Consider the following 25,388-nt stretch of genomic DNA (forward strand, 5'->3'; position numbering starts at 1 on the left):
CTCATCTCAGAAGGCCTCTTCCGGGACGGCCATGATGTCGTTGTCGATGGCGGCGAGGATGTTCTTGGTGGCGGTGAGTTCGGGGAGGACGTTCTTGGCGAAGAAGCTCGCCGCGGCGACTTTGCCCTGGTAGAAGGGGCGGTCGTGCGGGGCGGCGTCGGAGGCCAGGGCGGCGGCCGCGATATCGGCCTGGACCAGCAGACGCCAGGCGATGAGCAAGTCGCCGACCGACATCAGGAAGCGGACCGAGCCGAGGCCGACCTTGTAGAGCTCGGTGGGTTCGGTCCGGCCCGCCATGGCGTAGCCGGTGAGGGTGGCGGTCATCGCGCCGATGTCGGCCTGGGCGGTGCGCAGCAGGGCACGCTCGACCGCGAAGCGGCCGGTGTCGTTGTCCAGGTAGGCGCTGATCTGGGCGTTCACATGGGCCAGGGCGACGCCACGATCGCGAATGATCTTGCGGAAGAAGAAGTCCTGCGCCTGGATCGCCGTGGTGCCCTCGTAGAGCGAGTCGATCTTGGCGTCGCGGATGTACTGCTCGATCGGATAGTCCTGCAGATAGCCGGAGCCGCCGAACGTTTGCAGCGACTCCGTGAGCAACTGATACGCGCGCTCGGATCCGACGCCCTTCACGATCGGCAGCAGCAGATCGTCCACGCGGTGCGCGGTCTCGGGATCGGCACCCGACACCAGCTGCGCCACCTCCGCGTTCTGATGCGCGGCGGTGAACAGATAGACCGCTCGCAGCCCCTCCGCGTAGGCCTTCTGCATGGCCAGCGACCGGCGCACATCGGGGTGATGGGTAATGGTGACGCGCGGCGCCGCCTTGTCGGCGATCTGCGTCAGGTCCGCGCCCTGCACCCTCGTCTTGGCGTAGTCGAGCGCGTTCAGGTACCCGGTCGACAACGTCCCGCACGACTTCACACCCACCGTCATCCGCGCGTTCTCGATCACCTTGAACATCTGGGCGATGCCGTTGTGCACATCGCCGACCAGCCAGCCCTTGGCGGGCACCGCGGTGCCGCCGAAGGTCAGCTCGCAGGTCGGTGAGGACTTGATCCCCATCTTGTGCTCGACCCCGGTCAGAAACACACCGTTGCGGGCGCCCGGTTCGAGCGTCTCGGGATCGAAGAGGAATTTCGGCACGTAGAACAGCGAGAGCCCCTTGGTGCCGGGACCGGCGCCCTCCGGCCGGGCGAGCACCAGGTGGAACATGTTCTCCGCCGTATCACCCACGTCACCGCCGGAGATGAACCGTTTCACCCCGTCGATGTGCCAAGACCCGTCGGGCTGCGGCACCGCCTTGGTGCGACCGGCGCCGACATCGGACCCCGCGTCCGGCTCGGTGAGCACCATGGTGGCCTGCCACCCGCGCTCGAACCCGCCCTGCGCCCAGCGCTGCTGTTCGTCGTTGCCGAGCTCGTAGAGCACCGAGCTCATCAGCGGGCCCATGTTGAAGAAGCTGGCCGCCGGGTTGGCACAGATGATGAGCTCGTTGACCGCCCACATCACCACGTTGGGGGCGGCGGTGCCGTCCATACCGGCAGGCATGCCGAGGCGGTGCCAGCCTGCCTCGTGCACCACGTCCACCGTCTTGCGCAGGGGTTCGGGCACTGCGATGTCATGGGTATCGGGGCGGAAGACCACCGGGTGCCGGTCGGCGTCGGCGAACGATTCCGCGATCGGCCCCTCGGCCAGGTTCTTCACCTCGACGAGGAGCTGACGCACGGTATCGGAGTCCAGGTCGCCGTAGGCCCCGGTGTCAAGAAGCTTGTCGAGGTTCAGCACCTCGAACAGGTTGAACTCGATGTCACGCACGTTCGCCTTGTAGTGCCCCACGGGGCCCTCCTCGACTGACCGCACACGGCCGATTGCCGTGTGACTCGGCTGCTCGACGTCGTACGAATCGAGCGTGCCGCACCTCCGCACCCCTACGCAACCGTAGGTACGCCGATCCTCCGACAGTCCGTCCGGCGAACAATTCACACGGACGAAACAGACGAAACGGGCACGTGACCGGGAGACATTCGGGTGCAACAAGTTCCATCTACTGTCTCGAATCACGAATACAGCTTCTGTATACAACTCGGTGTACATCCAGGCTCCGGGGCAGACAGCGGCGGTATTCGTTGTGGCGCGTGTGGCGCCGCCGTTACACCTGATGAGGAGAACCGCCCCATGTCTGAATCCCGTTTGGTCAAGGCACTTGTCGTGCCTGCCGCGGTGGCCGTCGCCGGCCTGCTGCTCACCGGCTGTGGTGCTCGCGACGACGCGTCGACCGGCTCGACCGCCGCCTCCTGCGTCGACACCAGCAAGGACACCATCAAGGTGGGCTCGCTGCACTCGCTGTCGGGCACCATGGCCATTTCCGAAGTGACCGTGGCCAATTCGACCAAGCTGGCGATCGACCAGATCAACGCGGCGGGCGGTGTGCTCGGCAAGAAGATCGAGATCGTCCTCGAAGACGGCGCCTCCGACCCCAAGACCTTCGCCGAGAAGGCCGAGAAGCTGATCAGCTCCGACTGTGTCGCTTCGGTATTCGGCGGCTGGACCTCATCGAGCCGCAAGGCCATGAAGCCCAAGTTCGAGAGCCTGAACTCGCTGCTCTACTACCCCGTGCAGTACGAGGGTCTGGAAGATTCCAAGAACATCTTCTACACCGGCGCCACCACCAATCAGCAGATCATCCCCGCGCTGGACTACCTGAAGCAGAAGGGCATCAAGTCCCTCTACCTGGTCGGCTCCGACTACGTCTTCCCGCAGACCGCCAATCGCGAGATCAAGGCCTACGCCGCGGCCAACGGCATCGAGATCAAGGGCGAGGACTACACCCCGCTGGGCTCCACCGACTTCTCCACCATCGTCAACAAGGTGCGCGCCGCCAAGGCGGGCGCGGTGTTCAACACTCTCAACGGTGACTCCAACGTCGCCTTCTTCCGCGAGTACACCAACGCGGGCCTGAAAGCCGCCGAGATGCCGGTGGTCTCGGTGTCGATCGCCGAGGAAGAGGTCGCCGGTATCGGCGCGCAGAACATCGCGGGCCAGCTGACCGCCTGGAACTACTACCAGACCGTCGACTCCCCGGCGAACAAGAAGTTCGTCGCCGACTACAAGGCCGCCTTCGGCGCCGACAAGCCCACCTCGGACCCGATGGAAGCCGCCTACGCCTCGGTCTACCTGTGGAAGAACACCGTCGAGAAGGCGAAGTCGTTCGCGGTGGCCGACATTCAGGCCGCGGCCGACGGCGTGAGCTTCGACGCCCCGGAGGGCACCGTCACCATCGACGGCTCCAACCACCACATCACCAAGACGGCCCGCATCGGTGAGATCCGCCCCGACGGCCTGATCTACACGGTCTGGGATTCCGGCAAGGCCATCACCCCCGACCCGTACCTGAAGTCCTACGAGTGGGCCAAGGGCCTCAAGTAAGTAGCCCGACAGATGTGGGACGCGCTCAGTACAGGGGCGCGTCCCACATCGCCCCATCGCTCGTCTTTTCAAGGAGTCCACTGCAATGGACGTGCTGATCAGTCAGCTCTTCACAGGGTTGAGTCTGGGATCCATTCTTCTGCTCGCCGCGCTCGGCCTGTCTCTGACCTTCGGTCAGATGGGCGTCATCAATATGGCGCACGGCGAATTCATCATGGCCGGTTGCTACACCACTTACGTTGTGCAGCAAATCTTCTCGTCGGCCGGAGTATCGCTGGTCGTGTCCCTGCTGGTGGGCTTCCTCATCGGCGGGCTGCTCGGCGCCGCCCTGGAGATGGGGCTCATCCGCTACATGTACGACCGCCCGCTCGACACGCTGCTCGTCACCTTCGGTGTCGGACTCGTACTGCAGCAGGCCGCGCGTGACATCTTCGGCGCGCCCGCCAAGAACGTGCTGGTGCCCGAGTGGCTCAGTGGCGGCATCACCATCGCGGGCGCGGTCGTACCGAAGACCCGCATCTTCATCCTCGTGCTGGCGATCGTCGCGGTGACCACCCTGGCCGCGGTGCTCAAGACCACGCCCATGGGCCGACGGATCCGCGCCGTCGTGCAGAACCGAGGACTTGCCGAAACCAGTGGCATCTCCAGCAGATTCACCGATATCAGCACGTTCTTCATCGGCTCCGGGTTGGCCGGTGTCGCCGGTGTGGCGCTCACGCTGATCGGTTCCACCAGCCCCACCATCGGCCAGAGCTATCTGATCGACGCGTTCCTGGTGGTCGTGATCGGTGGCCTCGGCCAGATCAAGGGCACGGTGATCGCGGCGTTCGCGCTCGGCCTGCTCAACTCGTTCATCGAATACTCCACCACCGCGTCCATCGCGAAGGTGATCGTGTTCGTGCTGATCGTCATCTTCCTGCAGGTCCGCCCGCAGGGCCTGTTCACCGTGCGGACGAGGAGTCTGGCATGACCGCACTCACCGAACGTCTCCGCGAATACCCGCGGCTCACACCACTACTCGGCTTCGGCGTCGCGGCGCTTCTGCTCTTCGCCGTCGCCCCCGCGGTTCTGAGCGATTTCCGCCTGAACCTTCTGGCCAAGTTCCTCTGCTTCGCCATCGTGGCCGCCGGTATCGGGTTGGCCTGGGGCCGTGGCGGAATGCTCACCCTCGGTCAGGGTGTGTTCTTCGGCCTCGGCGCCTACATCATGGCCATGCACATGCAGCTCGCCGACGCCGCTCGCCTCGGCAACGACGTCCCGGAGTTCATGGAGATCTCCGGCATCAGCGAACTGCCGGGATTCTGGCAGCCGTTCAGTTCCGCGCCGGTGGCGATTCTCGCCATCCTGGTGCTGCCCGCGCTGGTCGCCGCGGTGCTCGGGTACGGCGTGTTCAAGCGCCGGGTGCGCGGCGCCTACTTCGCCATCCTGAGCCAGGCGCTGGCCGCGGCGCTGGCCATCCTGCTCACCGGCCAGCAGGCCATCGGCGGCTTCACCGGCCTGTCGGACTTCCGCTCCTTCTTCGGATTCCGGCTCTCGGACCCGGCCAACCGGCAGATGCTGTTCTTCATCGCGGCGGGCACGCTACTGGTGGTGGTCGCGCTGATCCGTCAGCTCAACCGCAGCCGCTACGGCGAACTGCTGGTGGCGGTGCGCGACGCCGAGGAGCGGGTGCGCTTCCTCGGCTACGACCCGGCCAACATCAAGATCGTCGCCTATGTGGTGGCGGCGTTCCTGGCCGGTATCGCCGGTGCGCTGTTCACTCCGATCGTCGGCATCATCTCCCCCGCCGACATCGGCGTCATCCCGTCGATCGCCTTCCTCATCGGTGTCGCCATCGGCGGCCGCACCACGCTGCTCGGGCCGATTCTCGGCGCGATCGGCGTCGCCTGGGCGCAGACCTCGCTATCGGAGTCGTTCCCGTCGGGCTGGACCTACATGCAGGGCATCCTGTTCATCGTGGTCGTCGGGTTCATCCCCGCCGGACTGGCCGGGCTGTGGCCGATGTTCAAGGGCTGGCTCGACAGTCGCAAGAAGTTGCCGCCCGCACCGGAAGAACCCGCCCCGGTCGTGATCGAGGAAGAGGTGCACGCGCGATGACACTCGAACCCAAAGCAGGCGGGAACGCCGGCATGGACAGCGACTACCTCGAAATCCGCGGTCTCTCGGTGAGTTTCGACGGATTCAAGGCGGTCACCGAGGTCGATCTCACGGTGCTGCAGGGCGACCTGCGATTCCTGATCGGCCCGAACGGCGCGGGCAAGACCACGCTGATCGACGCCATCACCGGCCTCGTTCCGGCCACCGGTTCGGCGCAGAAGTCGGGCACCGAACTGCTCGGCAAGAAGGTGCACCAGATCGCGCGCCTCGGCATCGGGCGCACGTTCCAGACGGCCAGCGTCTTCGAACAGCTGACCGTGTTGCAGAACCTGGATATCGCGGCGGGCGCGGGGCGTTCGGCCTGGTCGCTGCTGCGCACCCGCAAGTCGGTCCTGCCCAGCATCGAAGAGGCATTGGAGACAACAGGTCTCAGCGCTCTGCGCGACAAGCCCGCCGGGGTACTCGCGCACGGGCAGAAGCAGTGGCTCGAGATCGGCATGCTGCTGGTGCAGAACGCGTCGGTGCTGCTGCTCGACGAGCCCGTCGCGGGCATGAGCGCCGAGGAGCGCGAAGAGACCGGAAACCTGTTGCGCCGCATCGGCAGTGATCGAGTGGTGATCGTCGTCGAGCACGACATGGACTTCATGCGGTCCTTCGCCACCTCGGTGACCGTGCTCGCGGGCGGCAAGGTGCTCAGCGAGGGCAGCGTGGAACAGGTGCAGGCAGATCCGAAGGTGCAGGAGGTCTATCTCGGCACCGCGACTCTGGTTACGACAGACAAGGAGTCGGCCGATGCTTGAGCTACACGACATCCATTCCGGGTACGGGCGCACGGAGGTGATCCACGGCGTCAGCATGACCGTGCCCGACGACAGCGTGGTCGCGATCATGGGCCACAACGGCGCGGGCAAGACCACGCTGCTGCGCGCCGCGGTGGGACTGCTGCCCACCAAGTCGGGGACCATCACCTTCGACGGCGAGAAGATCACCAAACTCTCGCCCTCGCAACGGGTCAAGCGCGGCATCGGCTATGTGCCGCAGGGCCAGCAGAGCTTCGGGCAGCTGACCACCGCCGAGAACCTGCAGGTGGTCGCGGACGGACGCAAGCGCGGCAAGGCGCTGATCGACGAATCCCTCGATCTGTTCCCCGCGCTGAAGGACCTGCTCACCCGCAAGGCGGGCCTGCTCTCGGGCGGGCAACGTCAGCAGCTGGCCATCGCGCGGGCGCTGATCACCGAACCCAAGCTGCTCATCCTCGACGAACCGACCGAGGGCATCCAGCCGTCGGTGGTCGCCGAAATCGAGCGCACCATCATCGAATTGACGCAACGCGGCGGTTTGAGCGTGCTGCTGGTGGAGCAGCACATCGGCTTCGCACTGCAGGCCGCGCAGCAGTACTACGTGCTGCACTCGGGGCATCTCGGCTCGACCGGGGCAGGCGGGGCAGGTGCGGAATCCGCGGTCCGCGCGGCGATGGCGATCTGATCGCAGCGGCGCGCATGGCCGGGAGGGGATCGGGCGAGGACTTGCGCCCCGCCGGAGGGAGACGGCGGGTTCCGCTGGCCGCCCGGGTCTACGACGAACTGCGCCACGACCTCGCCACGGGGGAACTGGCGCCGACCGAACGGCTGCGCGCCGAACGGCTGGCCGAGCGCTACGGCGTCTCGCGTACCCCGGTGCGCGAGGCGCTGGCCCGGCTCCAGGCCGACGGACTCGTGCAGCGCCATTCCGATGGGCTCTACCTCTACCGGCCCCGTCTCGACGAACTCGACGAACTCTACGAGCTGCGAATCGTGCTGGAATCCCGGGGTTTTCAGAGAATAGCTGCCGGTGGTTCCGTCCAGGTGCACGTCCCGACCGAGCACGACCTACTCACCGTGCGCGCCGAGTTGGCCCGCTGGCTCGAATACCGTGACACCCCACCGGAACCCGGCCCCGATCTGGTCGCCGCCGACGAGCAGTTCCACACCGAACTGTTGCGGGCGGCGGGCAATTCCGCGCTCGCCGAGGCGTTGGCGGCCGTGTACCTGCGGGTTCGTCCGGTGCGGACCATGGATGTGCCCACCGCCGAACGGGTCGCGGCCATGACGGCCGACCACATCACGATCGCCGAGCAGGTACTGGCCGGCGACGACGAACAGGCCCTGCACACCCTCACCGCCCACATCGATTCCTCCCGCGCCCACGTTCGGGTGCGTGCGGAACAGGCGATCGCCTTCACCAAACTCGGTCGCGCCGTGCGGGATTGATCAACACTCCCGCTGGAACGGAAAGCACTCGGTCTTGCGCGGGGTAACCGTCGAGGGCGCACGGGTCGTCGAGGTCTGCGACGTGTCCGACATCGGGCGCGAATCAGGCGAATCCTGGAACAACGCCACCCCGACCACCACGAAGACGACGAAGATACCGAGCACCGCGGCGGCGAACAGTCCGACGCCGACGAGCTTTCCCCGGCGCGACGGATCGGCGGGCGGGGCGGGCGCGCTGAACTTGCGCACCTGCGGAACCACCGGGGTCGGCGCGGGCCGATTGCCGGTGAACCCCGCCTCGGCCAGCTCGGCGCGCGAGGGCACCTCGGCCACCCCGAGCGTCGCGCAGGTGTTGAGCACCCGATCGATCGTCCATTCGCGTGGCCCCGCCGAGAACCCTTCGAGGTATACCCGCAGCTCGTGCGCGTCGACGCTGTTCGCGACCAGCACGTCGAGCCCCGGCCGCAGCGCGGTGCGCGCGGGCCGCACGACCACGCCGCGATACGGCACCAAGACCACCGCGCCGGACACATGCCTGCTGTCCTGCAACGCCCGTTCCAGCGCGACTCGCACCGCGTGCACTCCGTGCTCGACCCGGTCGGTGAGACCGTTCGACGGCTCGGCTTCTAAATCCAGCGGGCTGTCGCTGATCCGCCACGAGCCGTCGGCGGTAGCGGTGAGCAGGCCGCTCTGCCGCCGCCGGAAGCCCTTGACCTCGATCACCGTGATCCCGCGCGGCGTCACGACCACAGCGCCGAGCCGCCGGTCACCCACCCGGCAATCGACCAGCGCGAGCCCCGTACTCGGATAAGCGCGCAGGCAATCCACGAGCTCGCGCTCGGCGCCGGTGAGCTCGGCACCCGGTCTGATCCGAACCAGCATGTTCGATGTTCCCCTACCAGTGCTGCGACTTCACACCGCCGCTGCCCGCTGCGGTACCCACCGATCATGACGCGCAACTGTTCCGAAAACCACTGGAAACCAAAGAAAACCGGCAGAAACGCAGGATGGACCCGCGAGGCGGCCCACCACGGCTATACCGGCGAGTACGCTCCGATCCTGGCCGACGATGTTCGAGAAGACAGGTGGATCACCGATGGATTCAGCGCCACTACCACGCGTTTCGCCGGGCAGGTTCGGCGAACTCGGGCCGATCAACTGGGTTGTCTGGCAGGTACTTTCCCGTGCCTCTGGCACCGACGACGCGCATCTGTTCAGCACTCTCGGTCGCACCGGCGGACTCTTTCGCGGCTGGCTGCATTTCTCCGGCAAGCTGATGCCGGGCGGCAGGTTGCCGCGCGCCGAGGCCGAACTGGTGATTCTGCGCGTCGCGCAGCTGCGCGCGTGCGACTACGAGGCCGATCATCATCGCCGGCTGGGGCGAAAGGCGGGGCTGTCCGCCGTCGAGATCGAGCGCGTGGCCGCAGGTCCGGAGGCCGAGGGCTGGACACCTCGGCAGCGGGCCTTGTTGAGCGCCGTCGACCAGCTGGTATCCACCCGGAATGTGGACGACGCGGCGTGGGCCGCGCTGGCCGAGCACTACGACGAGCGGGTGCTGATCGAGATCGTGCTGCTGATCAATCAGTACGAAGGTCTGGCCTCGACGATCACGACCCTGCGGATCGAGCGCGACACGTTCTGACAATATGACCCAGGTCATATAGCGAGCCCGCGCGGGATCTCCCACAGTAAAGACGTACAACGTACGGAGTTCATCATCATCGAGGAGAACCCATGCAGATCACCGCTTCCGCCCTCTCGCTCAACGTCGCCGACCCGCGGGCCTCGGCCCAGTTCCTGATCGACCACCTCGGCTTCACCGAGAAGATGGCCGCCGACGGATTCGTCAACGTGGAGCGGGCCGACGCGGGCATGGACGTGATCTACCTGCGTACCGGCCTCGGCTCGTTCAAGCCCGCCCGCATCGCGGGCAGCGCGGGCGAGGGGCTGCTGGTCGTGTTCGTCGTCGACGATATCGACCGCGAATACGACCGTTTGCGGGCCGAGGGCGTCCCGATCGAGACGCCCATCGAAACCGAGGAGTGGGGCGAGCGCTACTTCCAGATGACCGACCCCAACGGCATCGTCATCCAGCTCGTGCAGTGGGTCTGATCAGCGGCGCGCGACCCGCAGCGCGGCCACGATCATCGGGATCTGCAACGGCAACCGCGCCAGCACTCCCGCCTTGAAGACCTTGGAGGCTTTCGGGTTACCGAGGACATCCGCCGTCATCTGGATATTGGCGGGGAACACGCCGACGAACAGGGCCGCGGCCAGCCACCCACCGAGCCGCCGCGTGCGCGGCACCGCCAGCGCGGTCGCCACGCCCAGCTCGGCAACCCCGGACCCATAGGTGTAGGTCCGCGGGTTGCCGGGCAGCTGCGGCGGCACGATCTTGTCGAACGGCTTCGGCGCTACGAAGTGCAGGATGCCCACGAAGAACAGCAGTCCACTCAGCCAGGAGTGCGCGGGTCGACGGGAAGTTTGATCAGCCACACAGCCGACGGTACCGCCTCCCCGCGAACTCGAGCCAGATCCAGGCGTAGAGACCGATCGCCCGTGCCCGGTGAGTTACCCGTGCGGTGTCGGCACGAGGGCGGCGACTACCGCGCGAACACCGTGGACGCGGAGGTCGCCGGACGACCGAGGAGCTTGGTCAGATCGCCGGTGTTCACCTCGAGCAGGCCCTCGCCGATGCGGGCGTCGGCGTCGGCGAGGGCGGCGGAGATCTGGTCGTCGAGGCCGGCCGCGCGCAGGGCCGCCACATAGTCGGCTTCGGCGAGGTCCGCGTAGCGCACAATGGAGCCCTTGGCCTCGGTGACCGCGGCCGCCAGGTCAGCGCCGGTCAGCGCCTCGTCGCCGCCCAGTTCGTAGACGCGACCCTCGTGGCCCGTGCCGGTGAGCACGCGCGCGGCAGCCTCGGCGTAGTCGGCCCGTGCGGCGCCGGAGACGCGACCGGCGGCCATCGCGCCGTGCAGGACACCGGACTCCGCCGCGTTCGCGACGGCGCCGTCGTAGTTCTCCCAGTACCAGCTGTTGCGCAGCAGCACTGTCGGCACGGTGGCGGTGGCCAGCACCTCTTCGGTGCCTCGATGCTCGGCCGCCAGCAGCATCGGATTGCTGTCGGCACGGGGGATGCTGGTGTAGGCCAGCAGTTCGACGCCCGCACGCTCAGCGGCGCGAATGACGTTGGTGTGCTGGGCAATTCGAGAGCCGAATTCGTTGCCCGAGATCAGCAGCACCCGGTCCACACCCACCAGCGCGGCGTCGAGGGCCGCCGGATCGTCGTAGGACGCCTGCCGTACGTCGGCTCCTCGTGCGGCCAGGTCGGCCACCTTCTGCGGATCGCGCGCGATCGCGACGGGCCGCTCCCCTGCGGCGAGCAGGGCCTCCACGACCAGTCGGCCGAGCTGTCCGCCTGCTGCTGTCACTGCCACGGTCATTGCTACCTCCAGCGATACAAGTACTAACTATTAGTAAGCACTATGCCTTTGGTGGGCACTTGCGTCAAGTGGGTACGATGGAGTCATGCCAGAGCCGCCCGCAGACCACGACCCCACGCTGGAAGCCGACGTCTTCGCGCGTAACTGCACCTCTCGTCCCGTCCTGCAGAACATCGCCGGACGGTGGGGTGTGCTGGCCCTGGTCGCGCTGCGCGACGGTCCCGTCCGCTTCAGCGCCCTGCGCCGCCGGGTCGACGGCGTGAGCGAGCGCATGCTGTCGCAAACCCTGCAGGCGCTGGAACGCGACGGCATGGTTCATCGCGAAGTACTGGAAGCGATCCCGCCCCGCGTCGAATACACCCTCACCGAGCTGGGCGCGCAGGTCGCCGACCATCTGCGGTCGCTGATCGTCGTACTGGAATCCAATATGGACACCGTCCGCGCGGCACAGGACAGCTACCACCGGGCCGGGGTCGTCGGCCAGGACCAGCTCAACGCGTGAGCAGCTCCGAGACAGTGACGAATCGGTAGCCCTGCGCCCGCAATCCGTCGACGATCTCGGGGACCGCGGCAAGGGACTCGGCGCCGTGCATGACGTGGAGCAAGATGATCGAGCCCGGCCTGGTCTGGGCGAGGGTGTCGGCGACGATGGCCGAGCGTGCCGCGCCGCCCGCGGAATCGGGCTCGACGTCCCAGGTCACGGTGGTGCGCTCGTGGTCGGCGAGGTACCGCGGCAGCGCCCACAGTTTCTTGCCGTAGGGCGGGCGGAACGTGATCGGCCCGGGATACCCGGCGCGGCGGATCTCGTCGTCGGTGCGTTCGATCTCCGCACGCACGGTGTCACCGGAGACCAGCACCATGCGCCGGTGCGAATAGGAGTGATTTCCGATCTCGTGGCCCGCTCCCACGATCGCCGCACCGTATTCGGGATGGGCTGCCAGGTTGTCGCCGACCAGGTAGAAGGTCGCGCGAACCTGCGATTCCCCCAGTATTCGCAGCACTTCCGGGGTACGCGCGGTAGGGCCGTCGTCGAAGGTCAACGCGACAACCTTCTCGTCGGTCTCGACCCGATCTACCAGCCGCCCCGCCACCTGATAGGTCCGCGAATTCATCAGCACGTACAGGCCGACCGCCACCACCGAAACCACCACGATGCCGACAACCCCACCCACCAGCCAACGACGCATGGACAGACGGTAACTCACCGTGGCTGCTCGGCCCGGTGAGTTACCGGCGCAGCTACGCGATAACTTGAGTGATGTCGCCCGGCTTCAGGTAATCGAAGAAACGGTGGGCGCCGTCCTCGGTCATCCGCACACAGCCGTGCGATTTCGAATCGACCGGTCCCACGTGGAATGCCATGTCGCCGTTGAAGAAGGTGGCCCATCGCATCGGCGCATTGTGCATCGTGCTCCAGTGGAATTCCCGCTTGAAGGAAATCTTGGTCACCGCGGGGGGCGTTTCGTATCCGGCCATCCCGTGCGAAATCGGCGTAGGTCCGAAGATCACCCGGCCGTTGTCGACCAGCCACGCCTCGTTCGTCGACAGCCGCAGGCACGCCCTGGCTTCGACGACCGGGCACGGCGATGCGGTGGGAACGATGGCGGGAACACCGGGAATGTCCGGCCCACCGGGGAAAAGAGGTTCCGCGACGGCCGGTGTCACCGTGCCGAATCCGGCCACAGCGACGGCGGCTGCTGCCGCGATCCGTGCTGTCCAACCGAGAATGCTCTTGCTCATCAGTCGTAGCCTCTCAACCGTGCCCGCCACCCGCGAGCCTGCCCGGGTGAGGGGACCATCTCATGGAACACAAAATGTCGAACACGAGCGTGGAACAACTACCTGGAGGTGATGTCGATCATCGGCCACAGACCGTGATTCACCAAATCAACGCCCGGAAAAAGACCGAAAAGAAACCAAAGGGCCGGGCACGCGATTCGCGCACCCGGCCCTGGCCGATATCTCAGAAGTTGATCATGTGCCCCGCGAGGCCGTGGATCGCTTCCTGCACCGCTTCGCTCAGCGTCGGGTGGGTGTGCACGTTGCGGGCCACCTCGTTGACCGTGAGGTCCCACTTCTGGGCGAGGGTCAGTTCCGGCAGCAGCTCGGAGACGTCGGGCCCGATCAGGTGCCCACCGAGGAGTTCGCCGTGCGTGCCGTCGGCGATCAGCTTCACGAAGCCGGTCGGATCGCCGAGGCCGTGCGCCTTGCCGTTGGCCTGGAACGGGAAGTTCGCGACCTTCACGTCGTAGCCCTCGTCGCGGGCCTGCTGCTCGGTGAGACCGAAGCTGGCGACCTGCGGCTGACAGAAGGTGGCGCGCGGCATCATCCGGTAGTCACCCAGGGGCATCGTCTCGGCGCCGCCGATGGTCTCGGCCGCGACCACGCCCTGCGCCTCCGCCACGTGGGCGAGCTGCAGCTTGGCGGTGACGTCACCGATCGCGTAGATGTGCGCCACGTTGGTGCGCATGTACTCGTCGATCTCGATGGCGCCACGGTCGGTGAGCGCGACACCGGTGGTCTCCAGGCCGTAGCCCTCCACCCGCGGCGCGAAGCCGACGGCCTGCAGCACCTTGTCGACGGTGACGGTCTCGATCGCGCCGGACTTGTTGTCCTTGATCTGGACGGTGACCTTGGAGCCGTCGTCGTCGATCGACTGCACGGCCGCACCGGTGGAGATGGTGATGCCGAGCTTCTTGTACTGCTTGGTGATCTCCTTGGAGACGTCGGCGTCCTCATTGGGCAGCGCGCGGTCGAGGAATTCCACGATCCGCACGTCGACGCCGTAGTTCTTGAGGACGTAGGCGAACTCCATGCCGATGGCGCCCGCGCCGACGATCAGGATCGAGCCCGGTAGGTCACGGGTGAGGATCTGCTCCTCGTAGGTGACCACGTTCTCGGAGAGCTGGGTGCCGGGCAGCAGCTTGGTGGTGGTGCCGGTGGCGATGATGGCATTGTCGAACGTGATCGTCTCGGCGCCGCCCTTGGTGAGGGCGACGTCGATCGAGTTCGGGCCGGTGAAGGTACCGAGACCGTCGAACTCGTCGATCTTGTTCTTCTTCATCAGGAAGTGCACGCCCTTGACCCGACCGTCGGCCACCTTGCGGCTGCGATCGAAGGCGGCACCGAAGTCGAAGCTGACCTCACCGGAGATGCCGAAGGTCTTGGCCTCCTTGTGGAAGATATGGGCCAGCTCGGCGTTGCGCAGCAGTGCCTTGGACGGGATGCAGCCCACGTTCAGGCACACGCCACCCCAGTATTTCTGCTCGACAATCGCTGTTCGCAGGCCGAGTTGAGCGGCACGGATCGCGGCGACATATCCGCCGGGACCAGCGCCGAGAACGACGACATCGTAGTGGGAAGTCACGCCATCGAGCCTAACTCTGTTTCGAGGAGTTCACCCACCCGTCCCCCCTATAGGTGAGATGTGCCCTCGACCGGCCGCTGGCCGCTGTGGCGCCAGTACTGTCGAAAGGGTGAGCGGTGCTGGATCGGCGGGCGGAATCGGCAGCCGACTCGACGGCACGGCGTCGACCCATCTCGTCCGGTTGCTCGTACAAGCAGCCAGGCAGGCGGGTGCGGCCGAGGACCAGCTGGCCCGCGTGACCGGTACCGACGAGGTGGTTTTGCGCGGTGAGCTCAACCGGATCCCGATGAGTTCGCTGCTCCGGTTGTGGGAGTTGATCGCGCACGCGCGACCCGGTGCGGGTTCGGGGGCCGCGATCGCCGCGGCCGCCCCGCTCGGCTCGCTCAACACCTGGGACTATCTGGTGACAACCGGCGAGACACTGGCGGATTCGCTGCGCGCGGCCCAGCCGTATCACCGCCTGGTGACCGCGGCGACCGAGGGTTTCGACCTGTCCGGCGACGGGGATCTCACCATCGGCTATCGGACCTCGGCCGATGATCCCGCGGTGGCCTCGGTGGTCAACGAATACGTGCTCGCCTACTACCTGCGCCGCGCGCGCGAAGCGATCGGCCGCCCGCTCGCGCCCATCCGGGTGAGCTTCAGCCACGCCGCACCGGCCGACCACGCCGGACTGGTCGCCGTATTCGGTACCGCCGACATCGAATTCGAGGCCGAGGCGGATTCGATCACCTTCCACGCCGACGACGCCAACGCACCACTGGCCCGCGCGGATCCGATGCTGGCCGACTTGATGCGCAGCCACGCCGACCTGGTCCTCGCCTCCGCCCGCCCGATCGCCGACCCCCTCGATGCCTTTCGCATCGCCCTCGGCGCGGCTCTGGACGCGGGCGACCCTGCCCTGCCCCGCGTCGCGAAAAGCCTTGCCATGAGCCAGCGCACCCTGCAACGTCATCTCGCCGAACACGGCACGTCCTGGCGCGACGAGCTCGACCTGCTCCGCCACGAACGCGCGAGAATCCTGCTCGACCGAGGCCACAGCACCGCCACCATTGCCCAGCGCCTCGCCTTCACCGACGACCGCGCCCTGCGCAAAGCCTTCCACCGATGGACCGGCACCACCCCGACCGCTGCGCGCGCGGGGTGAGCGCGCCCACCATGGCGTGAACGGACCGGGTGGTGGCGTCCGCGGACCTCGGAGCGGGGTCCCGGCCGCCATAACGTAGTCATCACCGGCGAGAAACACCGGCTGACCTCGAAAGAAGGCTCGATCATGTCGAACACGGCCACCCGCGCACTGCCCACCTCCACCCGCGAGATCCACCTCGCCGCCCGCCCGAACGGCGCACCGGTCGCAGGCGATTTCGCCCTGGTGGGGCGGGAGCTGCCGGAACTCGCCGAGGGCCAGATCCTGGTCCGCAACACCTGGATGTCGGTCGATCCGTACATGCGCGGCCGCATGGACGACAAGGCGTCCTACATCCCGCCCTTCGAAATCGGCGCGGCCCTCGACGGTTCGGCGATCGGCGAGGTGATCGCTTCCCGCTCGGCCGACATCGTGGTCGGCGCCACGGTCACGCACTTCGCCGGATGGCGCGAACACGCCATCGTCGACGCCGCGACCGCCACTCCCATCGATCCCGAACTCGCCGCACCGCAGCACTTCCTGAGCGTGCTCGGCACCACGGGACTCACCGCCTACGCCGCGCTCACCGACGTCGCCCAGGTCGAGCCCGGCGACACCGTGTTCATCTCCGCTGCCGCGGGAGCGGTCGGCAGCGTGGCGGGCCAGATCGCCAAGGCGCTCGGCGCGAAGCGGGTGATCGGCTCGGCCGGTGGCACCGTCAAGACCCGAAAGCTGCTCGAGGAGTTCGGTTTCGACGCGGCGATCGACTACCGGGCAGGCGATCTCGGTGGTCAGCTCGCGGCGGCCGCACCCGATGGGATCGATGTCTACCTCGACAGCGTCGGCGGCGAACACCTGAAGGTCGCCATCGAGGCGCTCAACCAGCACGGCCGGATCGCCCTGGTCGGCGCGATCAGCGGCTACAACGGCGCCACCACCGGGCAGACCCCCGATCTCTACCTCGCGGCGACGAAGGAGATCACCCTGCGCGGCATGCTGGTCACCAGCTACTTCCCGATCTTCGGCGAGTACATCGCCGAGGCCGCGGGCTGGCTCGCCGACGGCGCCCTGCGCACCGCCGAAACCGTCTACGAAGGACTCGACCAGGCGCCCGCTGCTTTCCTCGGCGTTCTTACCGGCGCCAACACCGGCAAGATGCTCGTCCACCTCGCCTGAACCCGAACGCCCCGCCGCGCACCGGAATCCTCGGTCCGGCGGGGCGAAAAATCACTCACGCCAGACGTGGCTCGCTGCCCTGGCGAAGTTGCCGCCGAAGATCGCCGCACGCTCGGCAGGCGTGAAGCCACGGGCCGCGAGGAGTTCGTCCAGACCGGGCACGTCGGATTCGCCGAGCAGGTCCTCGGGCGGGGTCCATTGCAGCGGGCCCCATTTCGTGTACGAGTCGGAGAACGCGCCCGGGTTGTCGCGGATCTCGTCGTTGAACTCTTGACCGTCGAACGAATAGTCCGACCCGATCCCGATGTGGTCGATCCCGACCAGGTCGACGCCGTATCGGATGTGGTCGGCGGTCGCCGCGACCCGCTCAGCACGCGCGGCGGGCTCGTTGTGGCCGAGGAAGATTCCGACGCCGTTGATGCCGATCACCCCGCCGGTGGCGGCGCACGCGCGCGCCTGCTCGTCGGTGATATTGCGCGGGTGGTCCCACAGCGCGGCGAAATTGGAGTGGCTGTAGATCATCGGAACCGAGGTGTGGGTGGCGATGTCGAGGCCGGTGCGGCGCGAGCAGTGCGAGCCGTCGGCGAACACCCCGACCTCGTTGAGCTTGCGCACCAAGTCTTTTCCGTATCCGGTCAGCCCGGTGTCGTCGCTGTCGAGGCAGCCGCAGCCCGCCGCGTTCGCGTGGTTGTAGGTGGGCAGCAGCGAGCGAACGCCGAGGTCGTAGAACAGTTCCACATTGTCGAGATCACCGTCGAGCGGCCCGGAATCCTCGAGGTCGAAGGCCAACGAGATCGCCCCGGGCGCACCGACATCGCCCACTCGGTCGACCAACCGGAACCGCGAATCCGCCGCTGCCTCGTCCCGGAACTGCCGCAGCAAGGCCAGCGAATCATCCTTGGTCTGCGCCGAGTACCCGACGTTGACCGACAGATACGACCCCGCCGGGTATCGAGCCAGCTCCGCGACCCTGGCTGTGGGCCGCAACGGCAGACAACAGTGCTGCTCCCACAGGAACACATCCACCTCCGGTTGATCGTGACCTGTGATCGTACGTTTCGCGGCGTATTCGACGCCGAACAGGCGCTAACGCGATGTCTTATTCGTCCGATATGTCAGTACTGCATCCCCGACCCCGAGCCTGATTCAAAGGTGGTGCGACATGCGTCGCGTCCTCGTCCTCCTCGCTTCCCTCGCGACCTGCCTCGGCCTGTCGGCACTGCCCGCGTCCGCCACCCCGTCCTCCTGCGGTCTCGCCTGGGGCTCACAGGACACCTCGAGCTCGAACTACTCGGGCGCCACCGTCGCCGACGTCCGCGCGGGCCGCCACGAGTGCTTCGACCGCCTCGTCATCGATCTGTCCGGGCCCACCGCCGGTTACCGCGTCGGTTACGTCGGCACGGTCACCCAGGAGGGCTCCGGCGCGGCGGTCCCGCTCCGCGGTGGCGCGTTCTTGCAGATCGCCGTCCTGGCCCCCGCCTACGACAACGCGGGCAACAGCACCTACAACCCGCCGAGCCGCACCGAGCTCGTCGGCGTGAACGGCTATCCGACCTTCCGCCAAGCCGCGTTCGCCGGCTCCTTCGAAGGCCAGACCACCTTCGGCCTGGGTGTCCGCGCCCGCCTGCCGTTCCGGGTGAGCACCCTCGACAACCCCACCCGGGTGGTCGTCGACGTCGCCCACCACTGGTGATTCACCAACCCCGCCGTTGCGGCCGCGAGCCGATCAGCTCTTCGGGCTTGGCGTCGGTCCGGGAGCGATAGACGATGTAGGGCCGGTAGAAGTAGCTGAACGGTGCGCTGAAGGCGTGCACGAGCCGGGTGAACGGCCAGATCGCGAACAAGATCAAGGCGATCGTCACGTGGATGTGGAACGACAGCGGCGCCGCGGCCATCAGGTCACCGCGCGGCTGCAGGATCCAGATCGAACGGAACCACGGCGACACCGTCTCCCGGTAGTTGTGTTCGGGCCCGATCGCGCCGGAGCCGAGCAGGGTGGTCGCCAGCCCGGTGATCAACGCGCAGACCAGGACCAGGTACATGAGCTTGTCGTTGACTGTGGTCGCCGTGAAGACCGGTCCGTTGCGGCGCCGACGATAGATCAACAACACGATGCCGGTGAGGGTGGCGACGCCCGCGATGCTGCCGAGCGCGATCGCCTGGATGTGATAGACGTGCTGACTCATGCCGATGGCGTCGGTCCAGGATTCCGGGATGACCAGCCCGATGATGTGGCCGACGATCACCACCAGCATCCCGTAGTGGAACAGCGGACTGCCGATGCGCAGCAGCGTCGACTCGTACAGCTGCGAGGACCGGGTGGTCCAGCCGAATTTGTCGTATCGGTAGCGCCACCAGGTGCCGATGATCAGGATCGCCAGACTCACGTACGGGACGATGTCCCAATAGATCTCGCCCGCCGACACATCGTTGGCTGCCATGTCACCGAAGTCCTTTCGCTACAGCGGGTTCCCGGTCGTGCGCACTTCGGCGCGGCGGCACGGTGAGAGTGAACGGGGCCAGCCCCACCGATTCGGCGGCCGGTCCCGCGTCGACCAGCCTGCGGGCCCAGCCGAGATCCTGTTCGGTCGCGGGCGGCAAGGTGGCGATCACCGCGGCCAGCACCGGGGCATACAGCGAATCCTCGTCCGACAACGCGAGTCCGATCGCGTGGATCGCCCGCCGATATGCGGTGAGCAGGGCGGCGCCGGCGACGGGGTCGACGGTGGCCGCGAACTCGAGCACGACGGGCAGGTGATCGGCGACCTCACCGATCGGCGGCTCCACGCCCGCGCCGCGGTACGCCTCGGTGAACGCGAGCATCGCCATGCCGCGATTGCGGGTATCGCCGTCGGTCCAGTAGGTGAGCAGCAACGTGGCCCGCCTACGCAGATCGAAGGTCTCGGTGAACTGTTGTGCCGCTGCCACTTCGGTGATCATGCTCAGATCGGTGGCCACCCGCAGCAGCGGCTCGGCCCGCTCGCGCGGCAGGTGGGCGCACAGTTGTCCGACCAGTTCGAGTCGCGTTCGGTGTTCGCTGTCGGGATAGGCCAGCAGCAGCGAGGCCGCCTGCCACACCAGCCGCTGCTCGGCGGCGCGCCGGGCCGCGCGTGCGCGCATCATTTTCGGCCGCCCGGGAACATGCCTTCCGGGGCGCCCTTGCCGTCCCAGTTCAGCAGGTTCACCCGGGCGCCGCTGCTCACGCCGGTGGATTCGCTGGTCTGGCGCTGTTTGAGCGCGTGGAACGTCTCCACCGCGACCGGAACGGGCTTGCCGCTGGTCTCGCCGAAGGGACCCGAGACCTGTTCGTACATGCCGGGACCCCCGTCGAAGTCCAGGGCACAGTCGGCCACGGATTCCTCGAGCTGGTGCCCCTGATCCGCGTAGGCCGAGGGAATCACATAGCGGTCTTCGATTTTCGCCAGCGCCAGCAGCCGGTACATCTCGTACATCTTCTCCTCGGTCATCCCGACCGCCGCGGGGATATCCGCCCTTGGCTCACGACCGAGGTTGATATCGCGCATGTACGACCGCATCGCGGCCAGCTTGCGCAAGACCACGGCAACCGCCTCGGTATCCCCGGCGGTGAACAGTCCGGCCAGGTACTCCAGTGGAATGCGCAGCGATTCGAGCGCACCGAACAGGTTGCCCACGTCCTCGCCGTCGTGCCCGTCCCGGCTGACCGCGTCGACCACCGGCGACAGCGGCGGGATGTACCAGACCATCGGCATCGTCCGGTATTCCGGATGCAGTGGCAGCGCGACCCGGAAGTCCTTGATCAGCGCATGGATCGGGGACCGTTGTGCCGCGTCGATCCAGCTGTCCGGGATGCCCGAGGCACGCGCTCCCGCGACGACTTCCGGATCGGCGGGATCGAGCAGCACGTTCACCTGCGCCTCGTACAGATCTCGCTCATCGGCGACGGAGGCCGCCTCCAGCACCTTGTCCACGTCGTAGAAGATCAGCCCGATGTAGCGCAACCGACCGACGCAGGTCTCCGCGCAGACCGTCGGCAAACCGACCTCCACGCGCGGGTAGCAGAAGGTGCACTTCTCGGCCTTGCCCGTCTTGTGGTTGAAATACACCTTCTTGTAAGGACATCCGGAGATACACATCCGCCAGCCACGGCACTTGTCCTGGTCGACGAGCACGATCCCGTCCTCGGTGCGCTTGTACATCGCGCCGGAGGGACACGACGCCACGCACGCCGGATTGAGGCAGTGCTCGCAGATGCGCGGCAGATAGAACATGAAGGTCTGTTCGAGATCGGCCTTGACCTTCTCGCTCACCTTCGCCAGCACCGGGTCGCCGGGGAGGATCTCGGGCGACCCGGCCAGATCGTCGTCCCAGTTGGCCGAGCCCTTGATCGTCATCGGCTCGCCGGTGAGCAGGCTGCGCGGCGCGGCCACCGGAACCTGATCGCCCAGTGGGGCATTGGTCAGGTTCGCGTAGTCGTAGGTCCACGGCTCGTAGTAGTCGCCGATCGACGGCATCTTCGGATTGGCGAAGATATTGGCAAGCTTGCTGAAACGGTCGCCGCCGAGCAAGCGCAACCGGCCCTTCTTCATGGTCCAGCCGCCGCGCCACTTCTCCTGATCCTCATAGGTGCGCGGATAGCCCTGTCCCGGCCGGGTTTCCACATTGTTGAACCACACGTATTCGGTGCCGGTGCGGTTGGTCCACGTCTGTTTGCAGGTCACCGAACAGGTGTGGCAGCCGATGCATTTGTCCAGGTTCATCACCATCGCCAACTGCGCCATGACTTTCATCAGTACGTCACCTCCTGGCTACGGCGACGGACCACGGTGACTTCGTCGCGCTGATTTCCGGTCGGGCCGAGATAGTTGAACGCGAACGAGGTCTGGGCGTAGCCGCCGGCCAGGTGCGTCGGTTTGATCAGCAATTGGGTGATCGAGTTATGAATGCCGCCACGGGTTCCGGTGGTTTCCGACAGCGGAACGTCGATGGTCCGTTCCTGCGCGTGGTACACGTACACCACGCCGTCGGGCATGCGCTGGGAAACGATCGACCGGCACACCAGCACACCGTTGCGGTTCACCGCCTCGACCCATTCGTTGTCGCGCACGCCGATCTTCTCCGCGTCGCCGGGGCTCATCCACATGGTCGGTCCCCCGCGCGAGAGCGACAGCATCAGCAGGTTGTCCTGGTATTCGGAGTGGATCGACCACTTCGAATGCGGGGTCAGATAGCGCACGGCCAAACCGACGCCGTCGCGGGATTCCCCGATTCCGGGTTCGCCGAACAGTTTCCCCATATCCAGCGGCGGACGGTAGATCGGCAGCGCCTCGCCGAGTTCCTCCAGCCAATCGTGGTCGACGTAGAAATGCATGCGCCCCGTGAGGGTGTGGAAAGGCTTGAGGAATTCGATGTTCTGGGTGAACGGCGCGTAGCGGCGTCCACCTGTTTCGCTGCCGGACCACTCCGGGCTCGTGATCACCGGAACCGGCCGCGATTGCGTCTCCGCGAACGTGATCCGACGTTCCTCGCTGCCCTCGGCCAATTCCACCATGTGCCTGCCGGTGCGCCGATCCAGTTCCTCGAACCCTGCCACCGCGAGCCTGCCGTTGGACGTGCCCGACAGCATGAGGATGGTCTCGGCCATCTTCTCCGCCGTCTCCAACGCCGGACGTCCTACCGCCACACCGGAATTCATTACCCCGTGCAGTCGTCCCAGTTCGACGACCTCCTGCTCCGGGAACAGTGTGATGCCCTTGGTCGTCAGCCCCGCCTTCTCGACCAGCGGGCCCAGTGCCGCCCACTTCTCCGCGACGGCGGCGTAATTCCGCTCGACAACCACCAGCGGCCCCATCGTCTTGCCCGGCACGGGAACCTCGCCGGTATCGCGCCAATCCGACTGGATGCCATGGGGATAGGCCATCGCACCGGGAGTGTCGTGCTGCAACGTGCCCAGTACGACATCGGTGCGGGTGCCCAGGTGCACCGCCGCCATCGCCGAGAACGCGCGGGCGATCGTGGCGAACGCGTCGAAATCGGACCTGGTCTCCCACGGTGGGTCGATGGCGGGGGTGAAGGCGTTCATGAAGGGGTGCATATCGGTGCTGGACAGGTCGGCCTTCTCGTACCAGGTGGCCGCGGGCAGCACGACATCGGAGAACAGGGTCGTCGAGGTCATCCGGAAGTCGATCGACATCAGCAGATCGAGCTTGCCCTCCGGCACCGGATCGGGCGAGACCACATCCACCGGCCGCTGCCCTTGTCCCGCGAGGGTGTTGCGCACATTGGAACCGGTGCCGAGCAGATGTTTGAGGAAGTACTCGTTGCCCTTGGACGACGAGCCGAGCAGATTCGACCGCCACACACTCAGCACCCGTGGCCAATTCTTCGGACTGTCCGGATCTTGCACCGCGAATCGCAGCTTGCCGCTGTGCAATTGGTCGACGGTGTAGGCCACGGGGTCGATGCCGGCGGCGGCCGCCTCGTCGGCCAGGTCCAGCGACGAACGGTCGAACTGGGGGTAGAACGGCGTCCAGCCCATCGCCACGGCCGAGCTCATCACGTCCATCGTGTGCTTGTCGCGGAACAGACCGCGCCCGGTCGGCGCGGCGAGCACGTCGGCGCGGTAACCGTCGTAACGCCACTGGTCGGTGTGCGCGTACCAGTAGGAGGTGCCCGCCATCAGGCGCGGCGGGCGCGACCAGTCGGTGCCCATCGCGAGGGTGGACCAGCCGGTCACCGGCCTGCACTTCTCCTGCCCGACATAGTGCGCCCAGCCGCCGCCGTTGCGGCCCATCGAACCGGTGAGCAGCAGCATCGCCAGGATCGCGCGATAGGTGGCGTCGCCGTGGAACCACTGGCAGATGCCCGCGCCCATGATGATCATGGTGCGACCGCCGGAATCGACGGCGTTGTCGGCGAATTCGCGGGCGATCCGGATCACCTGCGCGCTCGAGACACCGGTGATCGGCTCCTGCCAGGCGGGGGTGTAGAGCGAACCGGGATCGTCGTACCCGCTCGGCCACTCCCCCGGCAGTTCGGGCCGGGCCACGCCGTACTGGGCGAGCATGAGGTCGAAGACCGTGCAGACCGGGCGGCCCGCGACCATCCGCACCGGCACGCCACGATCGATCGTCTCGCCGTGGCCGTCGACGGTGTCGAAGCGCGGCATCGTCACGACCACCGACCGTCTGTCGCCCCCATCGGCGACGGTCAGCGCGGGTTGCAGATCACCGAGGTCGAGGTTCCATTTCCCGACTCCTTCCGGCCCGAACCGGAAGCCCAGCGAGCCGTGCGGCACCGCGGGCTCGCCGGTGACGCTGTCGATGAACACCGGCTTGAAGGCGGCGTTCTCGGCGTCGGAGCCGAGATCGGCGGCGGTGAGATTCTTGCCGGGAACCAGGCGGCCGTCGCGTTCCACCAAGCTGATCAGGAAGGGCAGATCGGTGAACTGACGGACATAGTCGACGAAGAACGGCTCCCGTTTGCGCACGAAGTAGTCGGTGAGGATGACGTGCCCCATCGCCATCGCCATCGCGCCGTCGGTGCCCGCCGCGCACGGCATCCATTCGTCGGCGAATTTGGTGTTGTCGGCGTAGTCGGGGCTGACCGTGACGACCTTCGTACCTCGGTAACGCACCTCGGCCATCCAGTGGGCGTCCGGCGTGCGCGTCACCGGCACATTGGATCCCCACATCATCAGATACGAGGCGTCCCACCAGTCACCCGACTCCGGCACATCGGTCTGATCGCCGAAGACCTGCGGCGAGGCCACCGGCAGATCGGCGTACCAGTCGTAGAACGAGGTCATGACCCCGCCGATCATCTCGACGAACCGCGACCCGGCGGCGAAGGAGACCATCGACATCGCCGGGATCGGCGAGAACCCGGCCACCCGATCCGGACCGTATTCGGCGATGGTGTGCACGTGCGCCGCGGCGATCATCTCGACCGCCTCGTCCCAGCTCACCCGCACCAAACCGCCCATCCCCCTGGCCTTTTGATACGTGCGCCGCCGATCCGGGTCGGCTTGCAGATCGGCCCAGGCCAGCACGGGATCGCCCAGCCGCCGTTTGGCTTCGCGATACATCTCCACCAGCACGCCGCGCGCGTACGGGTAGCGCACCCGCGTGGGCGAGTAGGTGTACCAGGAGAAGGCGGCGCCGCGGGGGCAGCCGCGCGGCTCGTAATCCGGGCGATCGGGGCCCGCCGAGGGGTAGTCGACGTCCTGGGTCTCCCAGGTGATGATGTCGTCTTTGACATAGACCTTCCACGAACACGACCCGGTGCAGTTCACCCCGTGGGTCGAACGCACCACCTTGTCGTGGCTCCAACGGCTGCGATAGAAGATGTCGCCCTCACGGCCACCGGCGCGGCTGACAGTGCGCAGGTCCGCGGATTCCACACCGGGGGTGAAGAACCGGCCGCTGCGTACCAACAGGTCTTCGACAGGTCCACCGATCCGCGCTCGAGATGCCACTGTGTGTCTCTCCTTCGACGAGGTCCGATCAGGGATGGCGCGCGGAGAA

24 protein-coding genes are annotated in these 25,388 nt (G+C 66.8%); 12 read left to right on the plus strand and 12 right to left on the minus strand.

All coding sequences use genetic code 11. The annotated features are described in order from the left end of the window. Positions 1–6: 6 nt before the first annotated feature. Positions 7–1,836 (minus strand): acyl-CoA dehydrogenase, encoded by a 1,830-nt coding sequence (locus tag QX204_RS29935; RefSeq protein WP_301903819.1) that lies wholly within the window; start codon positions 1,834–1,836, stop codon positions 7–9. 339 nt (positions 1,837–2,175) lie between these two features. Between QX204_RS29935 and urtA the strand changes: the two genes are divergently transcribed. The 6 genes from urtA (at position 2,176) to QX204_RS29965 (ending at position 7,772) form a co-directional block, all read left to right on the plus strand. Further along, on the plus strand, positions 2,176–3,426 hold the full coding sequence (urtA, locus tag QX204_RS29940) for an urea ABC transporter substrate-binding protein (RefSeq protein WP_056814694.1): 1,251 nt from the start codon (positions 2,176–2,178) through the stop codon (positions 3,424–3,426). An 85-nt stretch (positions 3,427–3,511) separates the two neighbouring features. After that, positions 3,512–4,396 (plus strand): urea ABC transporter permease subunit UrtB, encoded by an 885-nt coding sequence (gene urtB, locus QX204_RS29945; protein ID WP_301903820.1) that lies wholly within the window; start codon positions 3,512–3,514, stop codon positions 4,394–4,396. Then, positions 4,393–5,523, plus strand: a complete 1,131-nt coding sequence (gene urtC, locus QX204_RS29950) for an urea ABC transporter permease subunit UrtC (protein ID WP_301903821.1) — start codon at positions 4,393–4,395, stop codon at positions 5,521–5,523. Before urtB ends, urtC begins: the two co-directional genes overlap by 4 nt. After that, the gene (gene urtD, locus QX204_RS29955) at positions 5,520–6,323 is read left to right on the plus strand and encodes an urea ABC transporter ATP-binding protein UrtD (RefSeq protein WP_301903822.1); all 804 of its coding nucleotides are present in this window, start codon (positions 5,520–5,522) and stop codon (positions 6,321–6,323) included. The genes urtC and urtD overlap by 4 nt, the downstream gene beginning before the upstream one ends. Continuing rightward, positions 6,316–7,008, plus strand: coding sequence for an urea ABC transporter ATP-binding subunit UrtE (gene urtE, locus QX204_RS29960; protein ID WP_301903823.1), 693 nt, complete (start codon positions 6,316–6,318; stop codon positions 7,006–7,008). Before urtD ends, urtE begins: the two co-directional genes overlap by 8 nt. A gap of 14 nt (positions 7,009–7,022) precedes the next feature. Continuing rightward, positions 7,023–7,772: a GntR family transcriptional regulator gene (locus QX204_RS29965; RefSeq protein WP_301903824.1), complete on the plus strand. Its 750-nt coding sequence runs from the start codon at positions 7,023–7,025 to the stop codon at positions 7,770–7,772. Here the strand turns inward: QX204_RS29965 and QX204_RS29970 are convergent, their stop codons facing one another. Continuing rightward, a complete protein-coding gene (locus QX204_RS29970) occupies positions 7,773–8,654 on the minus strand; it encodes a nuclease-related domain-containing protein (protein WP_301903825.1) in 882 nt (293 codons plus the stop codon). A gap of 214 nt (positions 8,655–8,868) precedes the next feature. Here QX204_RS29970 and QX204_RS29975 point away from each other — a divergent pair, with 214 nt between their 5' ends. After that, positions 8,869–9,414, plus strand: a complete 546-nt coding sequence (locus QX204_RS29975; RefSeq protein WP_301903826.1) for a carboxymuconolactone decarboxylase family protein — start codon at positions 8,869–8,871, stop codon at positions 9,412–9,414. A 92-nt stretch (positions 9,415–9,506) separates the two neighbouring features. After that, entirely contained in the window at positions 9,507–9,884 is a 378-nt protein-coding gene (locus QX204_RS29980) for a VOC family protein (protein ID WP_301903827.1), read from the plus strand. Here the strand turns inward: QX204_RS29980 and QX204_RS29985 are convergent, their stop codons facing one another. Together QX204_RS29985 and QX204_RS29990 are read right to left on the minus strand one after the other, a co-directional pair. Beyond that, on the minus strand, positions 9,885–10,268 hold the full coding sequence (locus tag QX204_RS29985; protein ID WP_301903828.1) for a DoxX family protein: 384 nt from the start codon (positions 10,266–10,268) through the stop codon (positions 9,885–9,887). A gap of 107 nt (positions 10,269–10,375) precedes the next feature. Further along, positions 10,376–11,215 carry an NAD(P)H-binding protein gene (locus tag QX204_RS29990; RefSeq protein WP_301903829.1) on the minus strand — a complete coding sequence of 280 codons (840 nt, stop codon included), beginning with the start codon at positions 11,213–11,215 and terminating at the stop codon, positions 10,376–10,378. Positions 11,216–11,300: 85 nt separating this feature from the next. Between QX204_RS29990 and QX204_RS29995 the strand changes: the two genes are divergently transcribed. Then, entirely contained in the window at positions 11,301–11,717 is a 417-nt protein-coding gene (locus QX204_RS29995) for a winged helix-turn-helix transcriptional regulator (RefSeq protein ID WP_301903830.1), read from the plus strand. Here the strand turns inward: QX204_RS29995 and QX204_RS30000 are convergent. The 3 genes from QX204_RS30000 to lpdA all read right to left on the minus strand — a co-directional run bounded on the left by QX204_RS30000 (position 11,707) and on the right by lpdA (position 14,582). Further along, positions 11,707–12,402 (minus strand): polysaccharide deacetylase family protein, encoded by a 696-nt coding sequence (locus tag QX204_RS30000; protein ID WP_301903831.1) that lies wholly within the window; start codon positions 12,400–12,402, stop codon positions 11,707–11,709. The two genes, QX204_RS29995 and QX204_RS30000, sit on opposite strands and share 11 nt — an antisense overlap. Positions 12,403–12,454: 52 nt before the next feature. Beyond that, complete coding sequence (locus QX204_RS30005) at positions 12,455–12,955, minus strand: L,D-transpeptidase (RefSeq protein ID WP_301903832.1); 501 nt, start codon at positions 12,953–12,955, stop codon at positions 12,455–12,457. A gap of 223 nt (positions 12,956–13,178) precedes the next feature. Further along, entirely contained in the window at positions 13,179–14,582 is a 1,404-nt protein-coding gene (lpdA, locus tag QX204_RS30010; RefSeq protein WP_301903833.1) for a dihydrolipoyl dehydrogenase, read from the minus strand. Between the two features lie 109 nt (positions 14,583–14,691). On the opposite strand from lpdA, the gene QX204_RS30015 reads away from it, so the two are divergent. Both QX204_RS30015 and QX204_RS30020 read left to right on the plus strand, forming a co-directional pair. Beyond that, positions 14,692–15,729, plus strand: a complete 1,038-nt coding sequence (locus QX204_RS30015; RefSeq protein WP_301903834.1) for an AraC family transcriptional regulator — start codon at positions 14,692–14,694, stop codon at positions 15,727–15,729. 126 nt (positions 15,730–15,855) lie between these two features. Further along, positions 15,856–16,884 carry an NADP-dependent oxidoreductase gene (locus QX204_RS30020; RefSeq protein ID WP_301903835.1) on the plus strand — a complete coding sequence of 343 codons (1,029 nt, stop codon included), beginning with the start codon at positions 15,856–15,858 and terminating at the stop codon, positions 16,882–16,884. A gap of 51 nt (positions 16,885–16,935) precedes the next feature. Here QX204_RS30020 and QX204_RS30025 read toward each other — a convergent pair whose 3' ends face one another. Continuing rightward, positions 16,936–17,910, minus strand: a complete 975-nt coding sequence (locus tag QX204_RS30025; protein ID WP_301903836.1) for a dipeptidase — start codon at positions 17,908–17,910, stop codon at positions 16,936–16,938. Between the two features lie 136 nt (positions 17,911–18,046). Here QX204_RS30025 and QX204_RS30030 point away from each other — a divergent pair, with 136 nt between their 5' ends. Beyond that, a complete protein-coding gene (locus QX204_RS30030; protein ID WP_301903837.1) occupies positions 18,047–18,577 on the plus strand; it encodes an AMIN-like domain-containing (lipo)protein in 531 nt (176 codons plus the stop codon). A gap of 1 nt (position 18,578) precedes the next feature. On the opposite strand, the gene narI is transcribed toward QX204_RS30030, so the two are convergent. From narI to QX204_RS30050, 4 genes are read right to left on the minus strand one after another with little or no spacing between them, the layout of a single operon-like run. Further along, positions 18,579–19,310 (minus strand): respiratory nitrate reductase subunit gamma, encoded by a 732-nt coding sequence (gene narI / locus QX204_RS30035; protein WP_301908154.1) that lies wholly within the window; start codon positions 19,308–19,310, stop codon positions 18,579–18,581. Between the two features lie 16 nt (positions 19,311–19,326). Continuing rightward, positions 19,327–20,007, minus strand: a complete 681-nt coding sequence (gene narJ / locus QX204_RS30040) for a nitrate reductase molybdenum cofactor assembly chaperone (RefSeq protein ID WP_301903838.1) — start codon at positions 20,005–20,007, stop codon at positions 19,327–19,329. Further along, positions 20,004–21,653 carry a nitrate reductase subunit beta gene (gene narH, locus QX204_RS30045; protein WP_301903839.1) on the minus strand — a complete coding sequence of 550 codons (1,650 nt, stop codon included), beginning with the start codon at positions 21,651–21,653 and terminating at the stop codon, positions 20,004–20,006. The genes narJ and narH overlap by 4 nt, the downstream gene beginning before the upstream one ends. After that, on the minus strand, positions 21,653–25,339 hold the full coding sequence (locus QX204_RS30050) for a nitrate reductase subunit alpha (RefSeq protein ID WP_301903840.1): 3,687 nt from the start codon (positions 25,337–25,339) through the stop codon (positions 21,653–21,655). Before QX204_RS30050 ends, narH begins: the two co-directional genes overlap by 1 nt. Positions 25,340–25,388: the final 49 nt, after the last annotated feature.

Source organism: Nocardia sp. PE-7 (assembly GCF_030486425.1).
Lineage (GTDB): Bacteria > Actinomycetota > Actinomycetes > Mycobacteriales > Mycobacteriaceae > Nocardia > Nocardia salmonicida_A.

Coding starts and splice junctions, on each gene's coding strand:
- urtC (WP_301903821.1), top strand. CDS start 4,393: ATGACCGCACTCACCGAACGTCTCCGCGAATACCCGCGGCTCACACCA.
- QX204_RS29970 (WP_301903825.1), bottom strand. CDS start 8,654: ATGCTGGTTCGGATCAGACCGGGTGCCGAGCTCACCGGCGCCGAGCGC.
- urtB (WP_301903820.1), top strand. CDS start 3,512: ATGGACGTGCTGATCAGTCAGCTCTTCACAGGGTTGAGTCTGGGATCC.
- QX204_RS29965 (WP_301903824.1), top strand. CDS start 7,023: ATGGCCGGGAGGGGATCGGGCGAGGACTTGCGCCCCGCCGGAGGGAGA.
- QX204_RS29990 (WP_301903829.1), bottom strand. CDS start 11,215: ATGACCGTGGCAGTGACAGCAGCAGGCGGACAGCTCGGCCGACTGGTC.
- narH (WP_301903839.1), bottom strand. CDS start 21,653: ATGAAAGTCATGGCGCAGTTGGCGATGGTGATGAACCTGGACAAATGC.
- urtE (WP_301903823.1), top strand. CDS start 6,316: ATGCTTGAGCTACACGACATCCATTCCGGGTACGGGCGCACGGAGGTG.
- urtD (WP_301903822.1), top strand. CDS start 5,520: ATGACACTCGAACCCAAAGCAGGCGGGAACGCCGGCATGGACAGCGAC.
- QX204_RS30000 (WP_301903831.1), bottom strand. CDS start 12,402: ATGCGTCGTTGGCTGGTGGGTGGGGTTGTCGGCATCGTGGTGGTTTCG.
- urtA (WP_056814694.1), top strand. CDS start 2,176: ATGTCTGAATCCCGTTTGGTCAAGGCACTTGTCGTGCCTGCCGCGGTG.
- QX204_RS29975 (WP_301903826.1), top strand. CDS start 8,869: ATGGATTCAGCGCCACTACCACGCGTTTCGCCGGGCAGGTTCGGCGAA.
- QX204_RS29980 (WP_301903827.1), top strand. CDS start 9,507: ATGCAGATCACCGCTTCCGCCCTCTCGCTCAACGTCGCCGACCCGCGG.
- QX204_RS30020 (WP_301903835.1), top strand. CDS start 15,856: ATGTCGAACACGGCCACCCGCGCACTGCCCACCTCCACCCGCGAGATC.
- QX204_RS29995 (WP_301903830.1), top strand. CDS start 11,301: ATGCCAGAGCCGCCCGCAGACCACGACCCCACGCTGGAAGCCGACGTC.
- narJ (WP_301903838.1), bottom strand. CDS start 20,007: ATGATGCGCGCACGCGCGGCCCGGCGCGCCGCCGAGCAGCGGCTGGTG.
- QX204_RS30030 (WP_301903837.1), top strand. CDS start 18,047: ATGCGTCGCGTCCTCGTCCTCCTCGCTTCCCTCGCGACCTGCCTCGGC.
- QX204_RS30005 (WP_301903832.1), bottom strand. CDS start 12,955: ATGAGCAAGAGCATTCTCGGTTGGACAGCACGGATCGCGGCAGCAGCC.